This window comes from Anaerostipes sp. AF04-45, from assembly GCF_003461725.1.
Lineage (GTDB): Bacteria > Bacillota > Clostridia > Lachnospirales > Lachnospiraceae > Anaerostipes > Anaerostipes caccae.
On record NZ_QTXQ01000002.1, the window covers coordinates 98,660 to 116,069 of the forward strand.

At 46.2% G+C, this 17,410-nt stretch carries 17 protein-coding genes; all 17 read right to left on the reverse strand.

All coding sequences use genetic code 11. The features are described from left to right. Positions 1–5: 5 nt before the first annotated feature. The 17 genes from DWV34_RS03375 to mutL all read right to left on the reverse strand — a co-directional run bounded on the left by DWV34_RS03375 (position 6) and on the right by mutL (position 17,408). Entirely contained in the window at positions 6–1,370 is a 1,365-nt protein-coding gene (locus DWV34_RS03375) for an HlyD family efflux transporter periplasmic adaptor subunit (protein WP_118475483.1), read from the reverse strand. After that, complete coding sequence (locus DWV34_RS03380; RefSeq protein ID WP_118475485.1) at positions 1,371–2,312, reverse strand: TIGR01212 family radical SAM protein; 942 nt, start codon at positions 2,310–2,312, stop codon at positions 1,371–1,373. Between the two features lie 4 nt (positions 2,313–2,316). After that, positions 2,317–3,294: a D-alanyl-D-alanine carboxypeptidase family protein gene (locus tag DWV34_RS03385; protein ID WP_199485878.1), complete on the reverse strand. Its 978-nt coding sequence runs from the start codon at positions 3,292–3,294 to the stop codon at positions 2,317–2,319. Positions 3,295–3,357: 63 nt separating this feature from the next. Further along, positions 3,358–3,753, reverse strand: a complete 396-nt coding sequence (locus DWV34_RS03390; RefSeq protein ID WP_006565820.1) for a methylglyoxal synthase — start codon at positions 3,751–3,753, stop codon at positions 3,358–3,360. Positions 3,754–3,764: 11 nt separating this feature from the next. Next, on the reverse strand, positions 3,765–4,880 hold the full coding sequence (locus tag DWV34_RS03395; protein WP_006565821.1) for an FtsW/RodA/SpoVE family cell cycle protein: 1,116 nt from the start codon (positions 4,878–4,880) through the stop codon (positions 3,765–3,767). 15 nt (positions 4,881–4,895) lie between these two features. Beyond that, positions 4,896–5,162: a cell division topological specificity factor MinE gene (gene minE / locus DWV34_RS03400; RefSeq protein WP_006565822.1), complete on the reverse strand. Its 267-nt coding sequence runs from the start codon at positions 5,160–5,162 to the stop codon at positions 4,896–4,898. A 15-nt stretch (positions 5,163–5,177) separates the two neighbouring features. After that, complete coding sequence (minD, locus tag DWV34_RS03405; protein ID WP_006565823.1) at positions 5,178–5,963, reverse strand: septum site-determining protein MinD; 786 nt, start codon at positions 5,961–5,963, stop codon at positions 5,178–5,180. Between the two features lie 20 nt (positions 5,964–5,983). Beyond that, positions 5,984–6,718: a septum site-determining protein MinC gene (minC, locus tag DWV34_RS03410; protein ID WP_006565824.1), complete on the reverse strand. Its 735-nt coding sequence runs from the start codon at positions 6,716–6,718 to the stop codon at positions 5,984–5,986. A gap of 15 nt (positions 6,719–6,733) precedes the next feature. Beyond that, positions 6,734–9,649, reverse strand: coding sequence for a penicillin-binding transpeptidase domain-containing protein (locus DWV34_RS03415; protein WP_118475487.1), 2,916 nt, complete (start codon positions 9,647–9,649; stop codon positions 6,734–6,736). Continuing rightward, the gene (gene mreD / locus DWV34_RS03420; protein ID WP_006565826.1) at positions 9,649–10,167 is read right to left on the reverse strand and encodes a rod shape-determining protein MreD; all 519 of its coding nucleotides are present in this window, start codon (positions 10,165–10,167) and stop codon (positions 9,649–9,651) included. Before mreD ends, DWV34_RS03415 begins: the two co-directional genes overlap by 1 nt. 9 nt (positions 10,168–10,176) lie before the next feature. Then, positions 10,177–11,043, reverse strand: a complete 867-nt coding sequence (gene mreC, locus DWV34_RS03425) for a rod shape-determining protein MreC (protein ID WP_006565827.1) — start codon at positions 11,041–11,043, stop codon at positions 10,177–10,179. 10 nt (positions 11,044–11,053) lie between these two features. Next, positions 11,054–12,031: a rod shape-determining protein gene (locus tag DWV34_RS03430; RefSeq protein WP_118475489.1), complete on the reverse strand. Its 978-nt coding sequence runs from the start codon at positions 12,029–12,031 to the stop codon at positions 11,054–11,056. 29 nt (positions 12,032–12,060) lie between these two features. Beyond that, positions 12,061–12,759 (reverse strand): RadC family protein, encoded by a 699-nt coding sequence (radC, locus tag DWV34_RS03435; RefSeq protein WP_006565829.1) that lies wholly within the window; start codon positions 12,757–12,759, stop codon positions 12,061–12,063. Between the two features lie 145 nt (positions 12,760–12,904). Next, a complete protein-coding gene (locus DWV34_RS03440) occupies positions 12,905–14,188 on the reverse strand; it encodes a methionine gamma-lyase family protein (protein ID WP_006565830.1) in 1,284 nt (427 codons plus the stop codon). Continuing rightward, positions 14,163–15,125 (reverse strand): tRNA (adenosine(37)-N6)-dimethylallyltransferase MiaA, encoded by a 963-nt coding sequence (miaA, locus tag DWV34_RS03445; RefSeq protein WP_006565831.1) that lies wholly within the window; start codon positions 15,123–15,125, stop codon positions 14,163–14,165. The genes DWV34_RS03440 and miaA overlap by 26 nt, the downstream gene beginning before the upstream one ends. Next, positions 15,122–15,502, reverse strand: a complete 381-nt coding sequence (cdd, locus tag DWV34_RS03450) for a cytidine deaminase (protein WP_009290501.1) — start codon at positions 15,500–15,502, stop codon at positions 15,122–15,124. The genes miaA and cdd overlap by 4 nt, the downstream gene beginning before the upstream one ends. 43 nt (positions 15,503–15,545) lie before the next feature. After that, positions 15,546–17,408, reverse strand: coding sequence for a DNA mismatch repair endonuclease MutL (gene mutL, locus DWV34_RS03455; protein ID WP_009290500.1), 1,863 nt, complete (start codon positions 17,406–17,408; stop codon positions 15,546–15,548). Positions 17,409–17,410: the final 2 nt, after the last annotated feature.

The following is a 17,410-nucleotide window of genomic DNA, read 5'->3' on the forward strand; positions in this document are numbered from 1 at the left end:
TAACTTTAATATATGATTTGGTTTTCTTTGATCGCTTTGCTGTCGAGAACGACAAAATCATACAGCCGCATGCCGTTTAACGTATCTGTCTCTACTATGGTATAGCCGTCTTTATTTACAATAACCTGTACCGGACGGAAATCAGCATAGCCCTGATTCGTGCAGTAGACTCCTTTCAGTCTCTTCTTTTCTCCTACCGTAAAGCGGTCACCGGCATCCATTGCCTCAAAGGTAGTGCCTTCCTCCACCTCTTCCGGATCAAGATAACAGTAATTCTTTGTCTTTTTATAAATCTTAAATTCTTTTTGTTCCACCTTGACATTTCCGTCCTTGGACGTGGTTCTGACACTGAACCCCTCGCCGGCTCCGTTATTACCTTTTGTAATATACTTGACCGGAACCTGATAAAACTGTTTTGAGACGATCGCAGAATCCGGAATTTTAAGTCCCTGATACGTATCCAGGAGCAGATCGATATCTACATACCGTTCTCCGATGTAGCGGATCAGATATTGATCCAGAGACAGATAGGCAAAATAGCCGTCTTCTTTTTTTTCGGTCTCAACGCCGGCCTCTGCTTTCATCTGATCATCCACAAATTTCACGGTTACAGTCTTTCTGCCTTTTAGGCTGGTATACTGCTCCTTATCAAGAAGGACCGCCAGTGTCCATTTTTCACTCTTCGTCACCCTGCATACGGTGTCCCCTTTTTTCACTTTGTCTGTAGAATTCAGTTTTGTAACCCTGTAATTTTCTCTCTCAAAATCACTCGCTTTTATCTGGCCTGCCTCCCTGCCGTCGAAGGAGTCCGAATAGAAGCTTGCAATGCCGCTGATACTGCTCCTTCTGGTAGAAAACGACGCATCCCCGACCTGTTCTTTGACCTGTTCCATGACCTTCTTCAGAGATTTTTCATTGATGCCCAGCACAGCATTTTTCAGATCATATTTCAAGTCATAGACATCTTCAAAATCTTTGTCGGAGTAGATAGATTTAAACTCGGAAAGCCGGCTTTTGATCCTGGTATTCTCCTGGATATCTCCTCTTCCCTTCATTTCTTCCACCTGATTGGCAAACTCTTTCTGGACCTTTCCGTTCTTGTCCAAAACATAAAGCATGCCGGACTTTTTGACCCTTTTTCCCTCTTCCGTATAATAAGTAATATAACCGTCATCTTCGGCCTTCAAGAGTTTCTCGTTCCTGAGGGCGATTCCGGTGAGGGAATATGTCGATGAAATTTTATCCTCTGTCACTTTATAAACCGTCAGCTTTTCCTTGCCTACGAAGATCAATACATTGATCAGAACATAGATCAGCAGGACAAGAAAAACAATAGTCCCTATATTCCATCTCGATTTTTTTCTAGCCATCTATATCCTCCAGCGCCTCAAAGCTGCCCCGTCTAAATAATTACATCTGCATCCCTGGACATATCCTTTTTGTTTCATCGTTTCCTCAAACAGATCCTTTAATTTCCACCAGCTGACTCCCCAGTTTGAAAATACGGCATCTTCCTCGGGTACTCTGCTGAAAAGCCTCTCGATGACAATATCTTTTCTAAGTTCTGCCACAAACTCTGCCAGCCGGTTGATATATTCTTCTTTTGTGCATAATGATATTTTACCATCCCTGTATTCTTCATACAATACGGAGTTCTTCGGAATATAAAGAGAATGGGCCTTGACCACAGACACGGGCAGGGCAGAAATCACCCTGGCTGTCTCCACTGCATCTTCTACTGTGTCTCCGGGCAGATTTAGAATGACATGGGTACAGATCTCAAACCCGAAGGGGGCCGTTAGGAGAACCGCATTTAAATACTCTGCCAGAGTATGGCCCCTGTTCATTTTCTTCAATGTATGGTAATTGACCGTCTGAAGTCCAAATTCTATGGTCACGGCGGCTCCCCGCTCCTGTTGTATCTCATTTAAAAACTCCAGATAATCTTTTCGGATACAGTCAGGTCTTGTGGATATTGAAATTCCCACAATATCTTCTTCCTCCAGTGCTTCTAGCACATAGTTACGAAATTCCCCAAGAGGCAGAAATGTATTCGTGTAATTCTGAAAATAGGCTAAAAACTTTTTTGCCCCATACCGTTTGCCGATATAAGCTTTTGTCCTGTTCAGCTGATCCTTTACAGGCACTGTTTCAGACATGGCTTCAAAGCCGGTCCCGACTCCGGCACAGAAACTGCAGCCTCTGCCTTCCATCCGGTTCGGACAGGTCACAGGAAGATTGACCGGGAGCTTATATACTTTCTCCCCAAATCTCTTTTTCAAATGTGCCGAGTAAGTGTTGTAGAGTTCCATCTTCTTAATTTTCCTTTTTCAATACTTCTGTCATCGTGTGATATAGAGTTTGTTTGCTGGAAGCTTTTAAAATGACAGAGATGAATTCTTCACCCTCCTCGTTTTTTGTGAGAATGATCAGACAGGAACCTGCTTCTGTTGTCGTCCCCGTCTTTCCTCCCAGCATAAATACTTTGTGAGGAAGATTATAATTGCCCAGCAGGTACTGATTGGTCGCTGCCATATCAAATGCCTGGAGTTTGTTTTTTTGGTTTGTATATTCTATATAACTGCTCGCCTTTCCTGCAATGGATAAAAATTCATTATGTTTCACCAGTTCCTGGAAGATCAGGTACAGGTCATACGCAGTCGTATAATGATTCTTCAAATGCAGGCCGTTTGGATTCTCAAAATTTGTATTGGTAGCTCCAAGTTCACGGGCCCGTTTATTCATCATTGCCACAAACTTTTTGTCACTGCATGCAACCTTTCTTCCGAGAGCGATGGCAGTATCATTGGCCGACATGACGATCAGTCCGTTTAAAAGTGCTTCTACTGTAATCTTGTCACCTTTTTTCAGATGCAGGCTCACCGCTGCCGGGTCATCGAAGGTGATATCTTTATCAATGGTTACAACATCGTCGAGCCTGCAGTTTTCCAACACCAGAAGGGCCGTCATGATTTTTGTAATACTCGCAGGGTAGGCCTTGTCAAATACCTTCTGCGCAGCGACCACCTGATTTGTCGTATTGTTGACGAGCAGCGCTTCTTTCACTCCGGAATACTGCTCTGTATCGGCATCCTCCCTGGATATAACGCCTACATAGGCTCCTTTCGACTTCCAGTTATCCCCCAGAGTCTCCGTCCTAAGCTCATCCTGATTCTTCTCCAGATGTTTTTCATAAGTGACGGAAAGCTGCGTCAGTGTATCCGCCGCGCTGCACCCGGTCAGAGAAATGAGCAGTACTGCCGTCAAACATATACATAAAATTCGTTTTTTCATTCTGTCCTCCTGATTTCAAGTAAATGCCCTGAGAAATGAAAAGAAAGACTGCCATGTGACAGCCTATTGAGTATACATCTCTCTCCAGTCCAGATCCCCCCGGTCCAGGGCCATGATCAGAGCCTCTGCCGTCGGCAGATTGGTGGCACATGGGATGTTATGTTTGTCACAAAGGTTCAGTACGTCATAGAAGCCCTGTGTCCTCTGCTTGTTGTCCGGATCCTGCAGAAAGATCAGAAGATCCATTTCATTGTTTTCGATCAGCGCTCCGATCTGATGCATGCCGCCGAAATGTCCCACCTGAAGCTTGTGAATCGTTAAGTTTGTCACTTCCTCGATCACCTTTCCCGTGGTGGCTGTGGCGTACAGCGTATGCCGCCTCAAAATATCCTGATAAGCAATGCAGAGGTTCTGCATCAGCATTTTTTTCGCATCGTGCGCAACTAATCCTACATTCATAAAGGTTCCTCCTAATATTTTTTGCGTTGAAGATAGATATTCAGCAGCAGGCCGATGGCAATGGATGCCGACAAGAGTGAACTCAGGCCATAGCTGATAAACGGCAGCGGAAGTCCTGTATTGGGCAGAGTTCCCGTGGCGACTCCAATGTTGATAAAAGACTGGAATCCCATATAGGCAGACACGCCCACAGCTACCATTTTGGCTGCTCCATTATCGGCTTTCCGGGCCACATTCAGGCACTGGGCTACTAAAAGAACCAGGAGTCCGATCACAACAAGACATCCTAAAAATCCGAACTCTTCTCCCACCACAGAAAATATAAAGTCTGTCTGGCGTTCTGAAACCAGATTTACATCGCTGGCGGAGACATCCGAGATCGTATTCGACCCAAATCCCTTCCCGAACAAACCGCCGGACCCGATGGCCATGACAGAATTGGCTGTCTGGAGTGCCGTAGAATCCGCATAGGCTGCCGGGTTTAAAAAGGACATAATCCGTGCTACCTGATGAGACTCTAAAAGAATCTGTCCCGGTGTCTGGACATACCATATAAACACTGCAAAGAGGGGAATCCCTATGATCAAAACTCTAAGGATCAGCTTTGAGCTTAATCCTCCCACAAAGACGATGGCAAGAATGATAAAAACGATATCCAGTGTCGTGGACAGATTGGGCTGTTTTAAAATCAGATACAGCGGCGGTGCACATAAAAGCGCAAGTTTGCCCAATACTTTCGGTTCGTTCAGATCATCCTCATGGCGGACTACGAAATCTGCGATGACTATGATCATCACGATCTTGCTGAGTTCTGACGGCTGAAGCGTACCCAGGGGGCCCAGTGAAAACCAGCGTTTTGCCCCGTTTACGTCTTTTCCGAACAGCTTAACGCCGATCAGCAGCAAAAGATTGATGATATAGAGCAGATTGGAACTCCGAAGCCACGTCTGATAATCGATCAGTGAAACTACTGCCATGACCGCAAAACAAAGGATCAGACCCAAGCCCTGTTTCATCACAAAAGACGGATTTGCGCTGTGGATAAAAATAATTCCTAATGTGGCCAGCACCAATACATTGAGAACCAGCTTTATATTGTAGTTTTGCAGTCGGTAGTTTCTAAGCATTTTATCACTCCATGTCTATTTTTTCTTTTTCATTTCCCGGATCGGGATATTCGCAAACAGAGCCGGTCCTGTGTGTTCCTCGTCGTTTTGGGTGATCTGGATGTCCAGTCCCTGGGCATCGATCTCCATATATTTTGAAATCACTTTGATAATGTCATTTTTAATCAGTTCCATCGTTTCCGGAGAGCAATTGGAACGGTCAGAAACAAGCAGGAGCTTTAACCGGTCTTTGGCTTCATCCGCCGAATTTTTCTTTTTAAAAAAGCTGTCAAACAAACCCATTCTTCTACCCCTTCCCTATTTTTTGAAGATACCGGCAAGTTTCTCGAAGAATGATTTGGTATCCAAATCCAAAAACGGTACTTCTTGTCCCATAACTCTCTTACAGATATTTGTATAAGCCTTTCCTGCTATACTGTCACTGCCCACAAGAGGTTCTCCCTGGTTTGTGGAGACGACAATGTTCTCATCATCCGGCACAACTCCGATCAGCTCAATAGCCAGGATATCCAGCACATCATCCTTGGAAAGCATGTCCCCTCTTTTTACCATATCCATACGGATCCTGTTGATGACCAGGTCGATCTTATGTATCTCATTTGCCTCCAAAAGCCCTATAATCCGGTCTGCATCACGGATCGCAGATACCTCCGGGGTCGTCACGATCAGTGCACGGTCGGCTCCTGCGATGGCATTCTGGAATCCCTGTTCAATCCCTGCGGGGCAGTCCAGAAGGATATAGTCAAACTCTTCTTTCAGCTCATCCACAACTTTTTTCATCTGCTCTGGACTCACAGAAGATTTATCCCTTGTCTGTGCAGAAGGCAGAAGATAAAGATCAGGATATTTTTTGTCCTTGATCATCGCCTGTTTGATCCTGCAGTTTCCCTCTACCACATCGACAAGATTATAGACAATCCTGTTTTCCAGCCCCATGACCACATCCAGATTCCTGAGTCCGATGTCCGTGTCGATCAGTACAACCTTTTTCCCTTCTTTTGCCAGACCGGTTCCTACGTTGGCCGTCGTGGTTGTTTTCCCAACGCCGCCTTTTCCTGATGTGATTACGATTACTTCACTCATTGTTTTCTTCCTCCATTGTTTTAAGCTGTAATTTCATTCAGAAGTGATTTTGATATAGGTTCTATGTAAATATTTTCATCCTCTACAAATGCAATCTTGGCTTCCTCGTCACCCTGCTTTGCTTTTTTTCCAAACAGCCGCTTCTTTGCAGATTCCTGATCGGATGATCTCGCAATATAACTGCCGATCCGAATCTGCATCGGCTTCATCTCCAGGGCAGCGATGAAAGCTTTGTCATTCCCGTCCACTCCTGCAAACACATAGCCTTTTACACATCCCAGTACGACGATATTGCCTTTTGCCTTCACGGTGGCTCCGGGATTCACATCCCCGATGACTACCACACTGGCATCGGATTCCAGACTCTGTCCGGATCTCAAAGTCCCCTGATAAAATTGTCCGAAGGAGACTCCTCCGCTTTTTAACCGGGATTCGTTCTGGGACTCTTTCAGCCTGATTGACCGTTCTTCGATCACCTTTTTAAATTTCGTTTCCAAAACCTGGTCCCCTTCCATTACATAAGCAATAGAAAGGGAACTGTTTTCTGAGATTGTCTCCAGAACCCGTTCGGTTTCCTCCACACTCAACACCCTTCCTTCGATCTTTAACACAACCTGGGTCTTGGTGTTGAAGAACTTTGCGGCCTCCACAAACTTTTTCGCAATAATGGTAAGCAGTTCTTCAAATTCTATCTTGTCATCCAGGACAATCGTCAAACCAAAATTGTTACCCTTTAACAATACTGGTTCTTTCATATATATTCACCTCTCTTAATCGGATACTGAACCGGCCGCAGAAATTACTTTCTTGTCCTTCCTTAATTTCGCCTTCTCTTTATCATTTGCAAAATAATACTTATAGACATCCTTCGCCGCGGCTGCCGCATTGGATGACGTATATCCGTAAGGGATGACCGCGGTGACCGTGATCTCAGGATCCTCATAGGGACCGAAAGATATGAACAGCGCATGATTTGGCCGTTTCTTATCTTCCTGGGCGGTTCCTGTCTTGCCCGCCACTTTCACATTGAGCCCTTTAAATATACTGGTCACAGCGCCTTTCTTTCCGGAAACAACCCTGCGCATGCCGGACCAGACCGCATCCCAGTAAGAGTCATCATTCAGCGTGAGTTTGCTCTTCTTCTTGACACCGTATTTTTTCACTGTCTTTCCGCCCGATGTGGTAACTTTATCTAAGATACTCAGGTCGTAGACAGTTCCCTTATTTGACAGCGTCGTCACGTAGTTGGAAATCTGGCTCGGCGTGAAGCTGTTTGTTCCCTGTCCGATGGCAGAACGCACAGAGGTCTCATCTGAAATATGCGGAGCCATCTCGCTCAGCTCTATGCCGGACTTTTTATTCAGTCCTACCTTGGTCGCATATTTTTTCAAAGCCTCCAGGCCTTTCTTGCTGCTGTATGATGACCCTGTCATGCCTAAGTCATATCCTACCTCATAAAAGAAGCAATTACAAGAGACTTCTAATGCCCCGGCCACATTATTGTAGCCGTGCTTTCCGTTGGGATAAATCCAGCAGTGGGCCGCAGGACTGATCTTGTCAAACACGCCGGTACACTGTATCTGAGTGCCAGTGGAAATTGTTCCCTCATTCAGGGCGGTGATCGCAGACAAAGGCTTGAAAGTGGACCCCGGAGCCGTTCTGTGGTTCAGCACCTGATTGTAAAGAGGCGTCGCCGTGGAATTGGCCAGCTGCCGGTAGTAGTCGTTGTCGATTCCGTTGGACAGCTTATTGCTGTCATATCCCGGATAGCTGACCATGGCTTTCACTTTTCCCGTGTCGGGATCTGTGATCACAATGGAGCCGGAACATGGATCCAGTCCGAGCTGGGCCGGTGTGATCTCTCTTTTTGAAAGCTTCTGGCGTATAAAGGAGTAGGCATCCAGGGAACCGCTCTTCAGGCTCTGATAGGTCCCTGCGTCTTTTTTCTTATTCAGTACCCCCTGCTCGTACAAAAGCAGACAAACAGACCTTCCGCTGAGTTCACCGGTTCCGATCTTCTGTTCGCAAACCGTCAGATCAAATTCATCATCCTTTTCAAGCTGTTCTTCCACATAGGACACAAGCGCGTCAAAGATCTGTTCTGTATCACTGTATTTGGACGGCAGATCCAGCATGGAAATATCGATCCATTCTTTATTGATGGCATATTTGAGGAACTCACCCAGGCCGATCTTTTCATCTTTCCATCTGAGATATGTCTTGTCCTTCGTGTCAATAGAGCCGGTTAAGAGAACTTTTTTCCTGGAAAGCATCTTATACACATAGTCAGCATAATTCTGCTTTTCCTCACTCTCGTCTTTGTAAGCCTTTGTACTGACCGTAAGATTCTTCCGAATCATTTTAATACTGTCCTTTTTGAGGCTCTGAATCTTTTTATACATGCTCTTTTCGTAAGAGTTTGCACGCTCTCCGTTCAGGTCCGTGATATCTACAATACTGTTTCCAATCAGTGAATAGTAGACATCTTTAATCGGAATTCTTATATTGCTTCTGTCACCCTTGGAATCAGAGGTGGTGAGTTTGGACAGAACGATGCCTGTGATTCTTCTCTCCAGCAAGTTATATGCATATTCCTGAAGATCGCTGTCGATCGACAGGACTACGTTATTTCCCGTTCCTGCCTTTTCTGTCTTAGTCGTTTTTACGATCTTTCCTATATTGTTAACGATCATGCTCTGGCTGCCGCTGCTGCCGTGCAGATAAGACTCCAGCTCTTTTTCAATGCCTGCCTTTCCGACCGCATCGTCCATCGCATAATAATCTTTGTCGCTTTCCTTTTTTCCTTTATTATAGTCATCAAGCTCCTCGGTATTGATGGTACCGGTATAACCGATCACATGAGACATGGCTTCACTGTTTTTATAAACCCGGATGGACTTGGTGCTCACGTCGATGCCGGTAAGCTCATTGGAGCGTTCTTCGATCTCCGCGATGCTCCTGCTGCTCACCTCCGTGGCAAAGGTCACCTTCATATACTGAGAATAGCGGCTTAAGTAGGCGCTGTATCGGACAGACATGATCTTTAAAGCATCTTTGTCTGAATACTTCTCATCGATGTCAAACATTTTCCCGACCCCGGGACTTCCCATAGTCCCGTTTCTTAAGTATTCAAACACTTCCTCCGCACTGGCATTCAGCTGCTGCTGACGGAGCTTTAAACGTTCCTTGGAAAGACCCTTCGTATCTGTCCCGATGCCGAATGCTTCCCTCTTGAACCGTTCCAGTCTGGAGCCTTTCTCCGTAAAGCGGAATGTGCCGTTTCCTGTGATCTCGATCGGAATATCGCTCTTGAAGGAATCTTTATTTTTTTCCAGGATCTTGATCACTTCATAAATCACCTTATTTTTTTCATAGTTCTCAGAAGTCTTATTTTCCTGAGCCAGTGTTTTAAACTTATTGTCATTCTGAAAATTGACCGTATAAACCATTTTGTTATATGCCAGAAGTTTTCCGTTGCAGTCATAAATATTTCCTCTCGTACCGGAAGTCTTGACGGTCTTTTCTACTTTGTAGGTGAAGTCTTCTTTATGTGACTGCCCCTGAACGATCTGAATGACAAACAGCCGGCAGACCAGTACAAGAAAGAGAACTGCAAATAAAACAGCCATTGCCAGAAGCCTGTTTGCCAATAATTTTTCAACCCGGTTTTGTAACTTTCTAAACACTAGAACATGCTCCTTTTTTCTGAATCACTGATGCGTACGTCGATGAACAGAAGAAGTTTATACAGAGGCAGCGCGATCAGCCCCGTATAGACCGCTTCCGGTATCATAATATCTTTTAAGTAACTGAAAAATGCAAATCTTCCTCTCAGTGCAAAGAAAAAGAAAAAGATTGCAAAGCTGTAAGCCAGGGTATTGATGACTAAAAGCCCGAACGGCAGAAGGACGTCGTCTTCATAAAAAAAAGAGTTGAAACATCCGTTGATATAGCCGATGAGCAGATAAAGAAGGGCATACTGCCCGAGAACGTCACCGAAAAATATATCGATCAGCAGACCGCAGGAAAATCCGATGCCAATCCCTGCTTTCTTTCCCCTGATCAGTCCCAGGGTCACCGTCAGGATCAGCAGAACGTTCGGCATGACATCGGCAAGCTTTAAAAACTGAAACACCGATGTCTGCAGAAGGAAACAAAAGATTACAGATAGAATATAAAATAAAGTCCGTTTCAGTCTCATCATCCCACCTGCCTATTCTTTTGTCTTTTCATCCAGATTAACATTTTCTTTCAGGTCCGTGATCACAAGGACTTCCTTTAAGTGCTTGAAATCCACGATCGGTGTGACCTTTGCGGTCTTTGTAAGCTTTGTGGAATCCAGCTTGATATCGGATACTTTACCAATGGAGATTCCTTCCACAAATTTAGAACTCAAATATGAGGTCACCAGCTCATCGCCTTCTTTGACCTTTGCGTTCTTATCAATATATACGACTTCCAGGTAGCCGTCAGACATCGTGCTCAGACTTCCCCTGACGATGCAGGAATCCTTTGTCTTCAAAAACATGGCGCTGACCATGCTGGTATCATTGATGATCGTCCGCACCTTTGCATAATGATCAGACACATCGTATACGATGCCTACCAGCCCATTGTCTGCAATCACATTCATGTTTTTCTTAATGCCGTCTTTGCTGCCTTTGTCGATGGCAAAGATTTCAAACCAGTTGCCGGAACCCTTGCTGATGACTCTGGCCCCGACCGTACTGTATTTTTTATATTTTGCTTTGAGCTTCAAAAGATCCTGAAGCCGCTCAAGCTCTACCTGATCCTGAGACAGAATCCGGTTCTGCATCTTCAGGGAATCGATCTTCTCCTGAAGGACTTTGTTATCTTCTTTCAGCTGTTCTTTGGTTTTTATATTTTCATTCCAGGAAAAAATACCGTTCCCGATGGAATTAATCCCTTTCTGCATAGGACTTAAAATTCCTGTGGCCAATGCTTTGACCGGAGACAGCACACCCCCTGCAAAAACACTGATCCCGATTAACAAAAAGCACACCCCTGCAAAAATGAACAGGTAATGCCTCGAACGCATATTTTTCTTCTGAAATTTCATTTCACTTTCCTCACTGGTATTTGTAATCTTTGTTCATCATCGTCTTCAAGCCGCGGACAACACTCTCCTCCGGCTGTTCCCCGGTGCGGATATGAATGCCGATGGCATCCTCCATCCACTCCGGAATCTTTTGAAAGGAGGAACTTCCCCCTGACAGATAAATGCCCTCCACCATGATATCCGATGCCAGTTCCGGAGGAATCACTTCCAGCATGGCTTTGGCTTCGATAATAATGTCGTTGACATAACTTCTTACCTTTTCTTCAGCCAGATCTCCCGGAACCTGGATCTTCTTTGGCAGCCCGCTGACAAGGTCTCTGCCTTTTACATAGGCAGGTTTCCCTTCTTTTTCCCTTCTGGCATACAAAAGCTTTAACCGCTCCGCGCTCTTCATCCCGATCTCAATATTGTGGTTTCTCTTTAGCTTTGAGATCATCCACTGGTCGATCTGACTGCCTCCCTGCTTTACCAGGCGGCTTCTCACGATGCCCCCGAGGGAGATTACAGAGATCTCGGTCGTATCGGCTCCCATATTGATCACCATGTTGCCGCAGGGAGCCCCTACATCAATGCCCAGTCCAACTGCATCCGCCATCGGTTTTGGACATAGCCTGACCTCTTTTACCGACCGGAATGACTCAAGCATCAAATCATAAAATGCTCTGCGTTCCACACCGGTGATGTCTGACGGCACAGCCATGTAAAATTCATATTTTTTTAACTTCCTCAGATAACGTCTGAGGATCTGGGCAAGAAGCCTGCGCATATTCGTATAATCGCCGATCACCCCGTGGACCATCGGTGTAATGATCTGTATCTGATGCGGCTCTTTCTCATACATTGAAAACGCTTCGTTTCCTACCGCTGCTGTCTCCGAATCTTCTGTCAGGGCAATGACATTTTTAAGCCTTAGAATCTGGTCTTTTTCTTTCGAATAGATTCTCAGATTCTTTGAGCCCAGCTCGATTCCAATCAGTCCCTTCTTCATAAGCACTCCATTCCATACCGCCCATCGGGCTATAGTAATTGTTGTTCTTTAAAACTTACGTAAGAACGGTCTCCGATGATGATATGGTCGGACAGATAAATGCCGAGCAGTTCTCCTGCTTCTTTTATCCGTTTCGTGACAGATACATCCTGCCTGCTGGGAGTGGGGTCCCCGGAAGGGTGATTGTGCAGCAAAATTAAATAGACCGCTTCATACTTCAATGCTTCCAGGAATACTTCCCTGGGTGACGCCACTGTCTGATTGACCGTACCTACGGATACCTTCAGTTCTTTGATGACTTTATTCTTCCCATTAAAAAGAATTAAAATCATTTCTTCCCTGTTCAAGTGACGCATTTTTTCCATATAATAATCCGCAATGGACTTTGGAGTATGAAAACTGATCTTCTTATGTACTTTCTGAGAGGACAGCCTCATGGAAAGCTCTGCAATACAAAGAATCTGTACTGCCTTTACCCTGCCGATGCCTCTGATCCTCATCAGTTCATTCATTGTAACATGACAGATACCCAGAAGCCCCTCATAATATGGATGCAGGCCTAAGATCTCCACAGCCAGAGCCGTGGCTCTTTTGTCCTTCGCACCGCTTCTTAAAACGGCAGCTAAAAGCTCCGCATCTGTCAGCGCCTCCGGTCCCAGCCGCTCGCATTTTTCATAAGGGCGCTCAGACTCCGGAAGCTCTTTGATTGTGTAATGTCTCTTTTCCATAGATTCCTTTCCTCAAAGGAATACGCAAAAAAACATTTCTCATTAATAAATCTTACCATAAGATCTTTTTCTTGTATACCCAGGAACTATGACGGTTTCCTTAAGTTTTTCTTATTCCCCCGACACAAAAAACCGGCATCCGACATCACAGCCGCACAAGCCCTTTTTCCGCCATCCGCTGAAGAGACATTGTAATCCCGTACTTGGCATGGGGATAGGTAAGTCCCCCCTGGAAATAGGCTGCATACGGAGGCTTCATCGGGCCGTCTGCACTGAGTTCGATGGAGGAGCCTGAGACAAATGCCCCTGCTGCCATAATGACCTGGCTGTCATAGCCCGGCATATCCCACGGCTCCGGAGTTACATAGCTGTCCACCGGAGAAGCCGCCTGGATTCCCTGACAGAAAGCTTTCAGCTTTTCAGGGTCATTGAACTCTACCGCCTGAATGATGTCGTGACGGCTCTCCTTTCCGTCAGGGACCACTTTAAACCCGAGACTTTCATACAGGTTGGCCGCAAATACGGCTCCTTTCAGGGCGCTGTTCACCACTGTGGGCGCGAGAAACAATCCCTGCAGGAACTGGCGGTTGACTCCCAGAGATGCCCCAACTTCTTTTCCGAGTCCGGGTGTCGTCAGTCTGTATGCACACTGCTCGATCAACTCCTTCTTTCCGCAGATATAACCTCCGATCGGTGCCAGCCCTCCTCCCGGATTTTTGATGAGCGAGCCAACGACTAAGTCTGCTCCTGCCTGGGACGGCTCTGTCTCCTCGACAAATTCTCCATAGCAGTTGTCCACCATGACAATGACTGACGGCTTTATATCCTTTACGAATGAGATCAGTTCCCCGATCCTCCCGACAGAAAGTGTCGGCCGGGTGGCATAGCCTTTGGACCTCTGGATCGTGACCAGTTTCGTCCTTTCGTTTATGGCTTTTTTTATGGCATCATAGTCAAAAGAGCCGTCCTGCTTCAGGTCCGCCTGGGCATAGGTGATTCCATACTCAGCCAGAGAGCCTTTGGAAGGCCGTATGCCGATCACTTCTTCCAATGTGTCATAAGGCTTTCCGACCGGAGACATGACTTCATCGCCCGGTCTTAAATTTGCGCTCAGTGCCAGTCCTAAAGCGTGGGTGCCGCAGGTAATCTGCGGGCGTACCAGAGCATCCTCAGTTTGAAAGATATCCGCGTAAACTCCCTCGATCGCCTCTCTCCCGATATCATCATATCCGTATCCCGTGGTTCCTCCGAGATGTGCCTCTGAAATGCGGTTCTTCTTCATAGCCTTCAGCACTTTAAGCTGATTAAATTCTGCCACTGCATCAAATTCTGCAAATCTCTCGGAAAGCGATGACTCAATGTTCTTTGCATAGTCATATACTTCTCCGGACACACCTAGTTCTTTATAGTATTCTTTTAACTGATCCATCCCATATGCCTTTCTCTCTGATTTTTTCCAGCATAAATGCCAGAATTTCATCTTCCATTCGGTAATCCTGCCTGTTGATCATCGTAACTTCCTTTTCCCGACGAAACCACGTGAGCTGCCGCTTTGCAAAGTGCCTCGTATCTTTTTTGATGCGCTCTGCGGTCTCTGCAAGGTCCTGTTTCCCCTCCAGATAATCAAAAACTTCTTTATAACCGATCCCCTGCATGGATACCATGTCTTTTGTATATCCCTCACAGGCAAGCTGTCTGACCTCATCGATCAGCCCTGCCTCTATCATCCGGTCAACCCGCTGGTTGATTCTGTCATACAGAATCTTCCGCTCATGAGTCAGGACAAAATAGACAAAATTATAACGGGATTCCTTGGTTCTCTCCTGTTCATTGTGCATGGAAATCTTGGTTCCCGTCTTTTCGTAAAACTCCAATGCCCGGATCACCCTTTTTATGTTATTTTCATGGACAGCCTGTGCGGATTCCGGGTCAACTTCCGCAAGCATCCGGTGGAGATATCCATTTCCTTTTTCCTCTGCCAGCTTCTTCAGTCTGTCTCTGTATCCCCGGTCTGCATCCTCTTCTGAAAAATCTATATCATATAAAAGAGCCTGAATATAAAAACCGGTTCCGCCGACGACGATTGGAATCTTCCCTTTTTCATAAATCTTCTCTGCCGCCCGTTTCGCCATCTGCTGAAACCGGACTACATGAAACTCCTCATCCGGTTCCAATTCATCTACCAGATAATGAGGGATTCCATCCATCTCCTCCGGCATGATCTTTGCAGTCCCAATGTTCATTTTTTTGTAGACCTGCATGGAATCGGCGGAAATGATCTCTCCGCCGACTGCCTCTGCCAGTTTGATGGACAGCTCTGTCTTCCCCGCTGCCGTGGGCCCGGTCAATATGATCATCGGCTTCATAGGCTGTCAAATCCTTTCGGCAGAAGTTCTTTCAGCGGGAAACTCCGGAAGTCATCTCCGTCCTGACAGATCACCCGCAGATCCTTCGAAAATTCGTTCAGCACCTGCAGACAAATGCCGCACGGATAAACACATCCGTCTCCCTCTGCCGCAATGGCGATGGATTCAAACTCCCTGTATCCCGCAGCCACGGCTGTACTCACGGCATTGCGCTCCGCACAAATCGCCGCGCCGTAAGAGGCATTCTCCACATTACACCCGGTAAAGACGGTCCCGTCCTTACACAAAAGAGCCGCGCCAACCAAAAACCCGGAATAGGGCGCATAAGCAAACTCCCGGGCCCGTTTCGCCAGAGCCAGCAAATCTTTATCGTTCATAATCCCATCCTTTCCCTGAAAACCAACAATAGTGATAAAAAACTCATATTATTCTCTTGAATTTTTTCTCTATTTCATACTTGCTCATCTTGATCATCGTCGGCCGCCCATGGGGACATGTATACGGATTTTCACATTCCATCAGGAGGTCTAAAAGATTTCTCACCTCCGGAAGAGACATTCTCTGGTTTCCTTTCGCCGACATTTTGCATGCCATGGAAGCGATCTTATCCGTGATCATCTCCGGATCTTTTTTCACCCCATCCGCGGTGAGAGAGTCCAAAAGCTCCATAAACAGTTCTTTCTCTTTCAGGCCGTATAAATTTGCGGGCACCTGCCGGATACAGAACTCATTGCCTCCGAACGCCTCGATCGTAAATCCGAGTTCCTGAAAGATGTCTTTTGTCTCTTCGAGCACTTTTGCCTCTGCCATAGACAGCGTTACCACGTAGGGCGGCTCCACTCCCTGGCTGTAAATCTTTTTTTCTCTGAAGCTCTTCATGAGCTTTTCATAATTCACTTTCTCATGTGCCGCATGCTGGTCCATGATAAACAGCTGGTCTTCGTACTCGATCAGCCAGTAAGTCTTAAAAAGCTGTCCAATCACTTTCCGGTCCGGCTTTGCCTCCTCATCCAGAAGAGAGGTTTCATTGAGTGTCATCTGCTGTAAATCTTCTTTCCCGTCATCGTTTCTATAATTGACTCCGGCAAAAACAGACTTCTTTGCCTCTGGTTTCACAGCATATTTCTTCAGAGTCCCCTGTGGTCCGGCCGGAATTTCGGGAGCAGTATATTCTGCTGCTTTCTCCTCGTGACGCTCTTCTCTTCTCACCTGTTCAAAGGGCTCCGGCATTTTTTCCGGAAGCACAGGCTTTGCTTCTTTCTTCTGCTTTCCGAGCTCTGCTTTCGGTATCATCTCTCTGTGAGACAGCGTCTCCTTAATGCCCGACGCCAAAAGCTCATACAGTTCTTTTTCGTTGCGGAAACGGATCTCCATCTTTGTCGGATGTACATTGACGTCCAGAAGTTCCGGCTCCACTTCTATGTTCAGGCATACGAACGGATACTTGTGGGCCATGGTGAACGTTTTATACCCATCCTCAATGGCTTTATAGATAATTTTGCTCTTAATATACCTGCCGTTAATAAAATAACTCTCATAATTCCGGTTCCCGCGGGAGATAAATGGTTTTCCCACATACCCGTCCACACTGACCGTCGGTCCCTTTAACGAAATCGGCAGGAGAGCTCCCGCCACATCTCTGCCATATAAATGGTAAATAATATCTTTTACATTTCCATTTCCCGACGTATACATCTTATTCTTGCTGTTATGAATAAATTTAAACGCAATATCCGGGTGGCTCAATGCCATATGCACCATAATCTGTTCTACGTATCCCGCCTCGGTCACCGGACTTTTCAGAAATTTCCGTCTGGCCGGCGTATTGTAAAACAGATTGCGCACAAGAAATGTCGTCCCGTCCGGAGCGCCGATCTCATCAAGTCCCTGTTCTTCTCCGCCAAAAATCTTATAAGAAACTCCGGAAAAAGCCCCCGCGGTTTTGGTGATGACTTCCACCTGTCCGACCGCGCTGATGCTTGAGAGTGCCTCTCCGCGGAATCCCAGGGATGAGACGGATACCAGGTCCTCCACGGTGCGTATCTTGCTCGTCGCGTGGCGCAGAAATGCGGTCCTCACTTCCTCTTTCGGAATACCGCACCCGTTGTCCGTCACCCTCATAAGAGTCATGCCGCCGTCTCTGATCTCAACGGTAACCGCTGTGGCTTTTGCATCGATCGCATTTTCCACCAGCTCCTTGACCACGGAAGCCGGCCTCTCGATCACTTCCCCGGCCGCAATATTGTCGATTGTCTTCTGATCCAATAACTGAATTTCTGCCATAA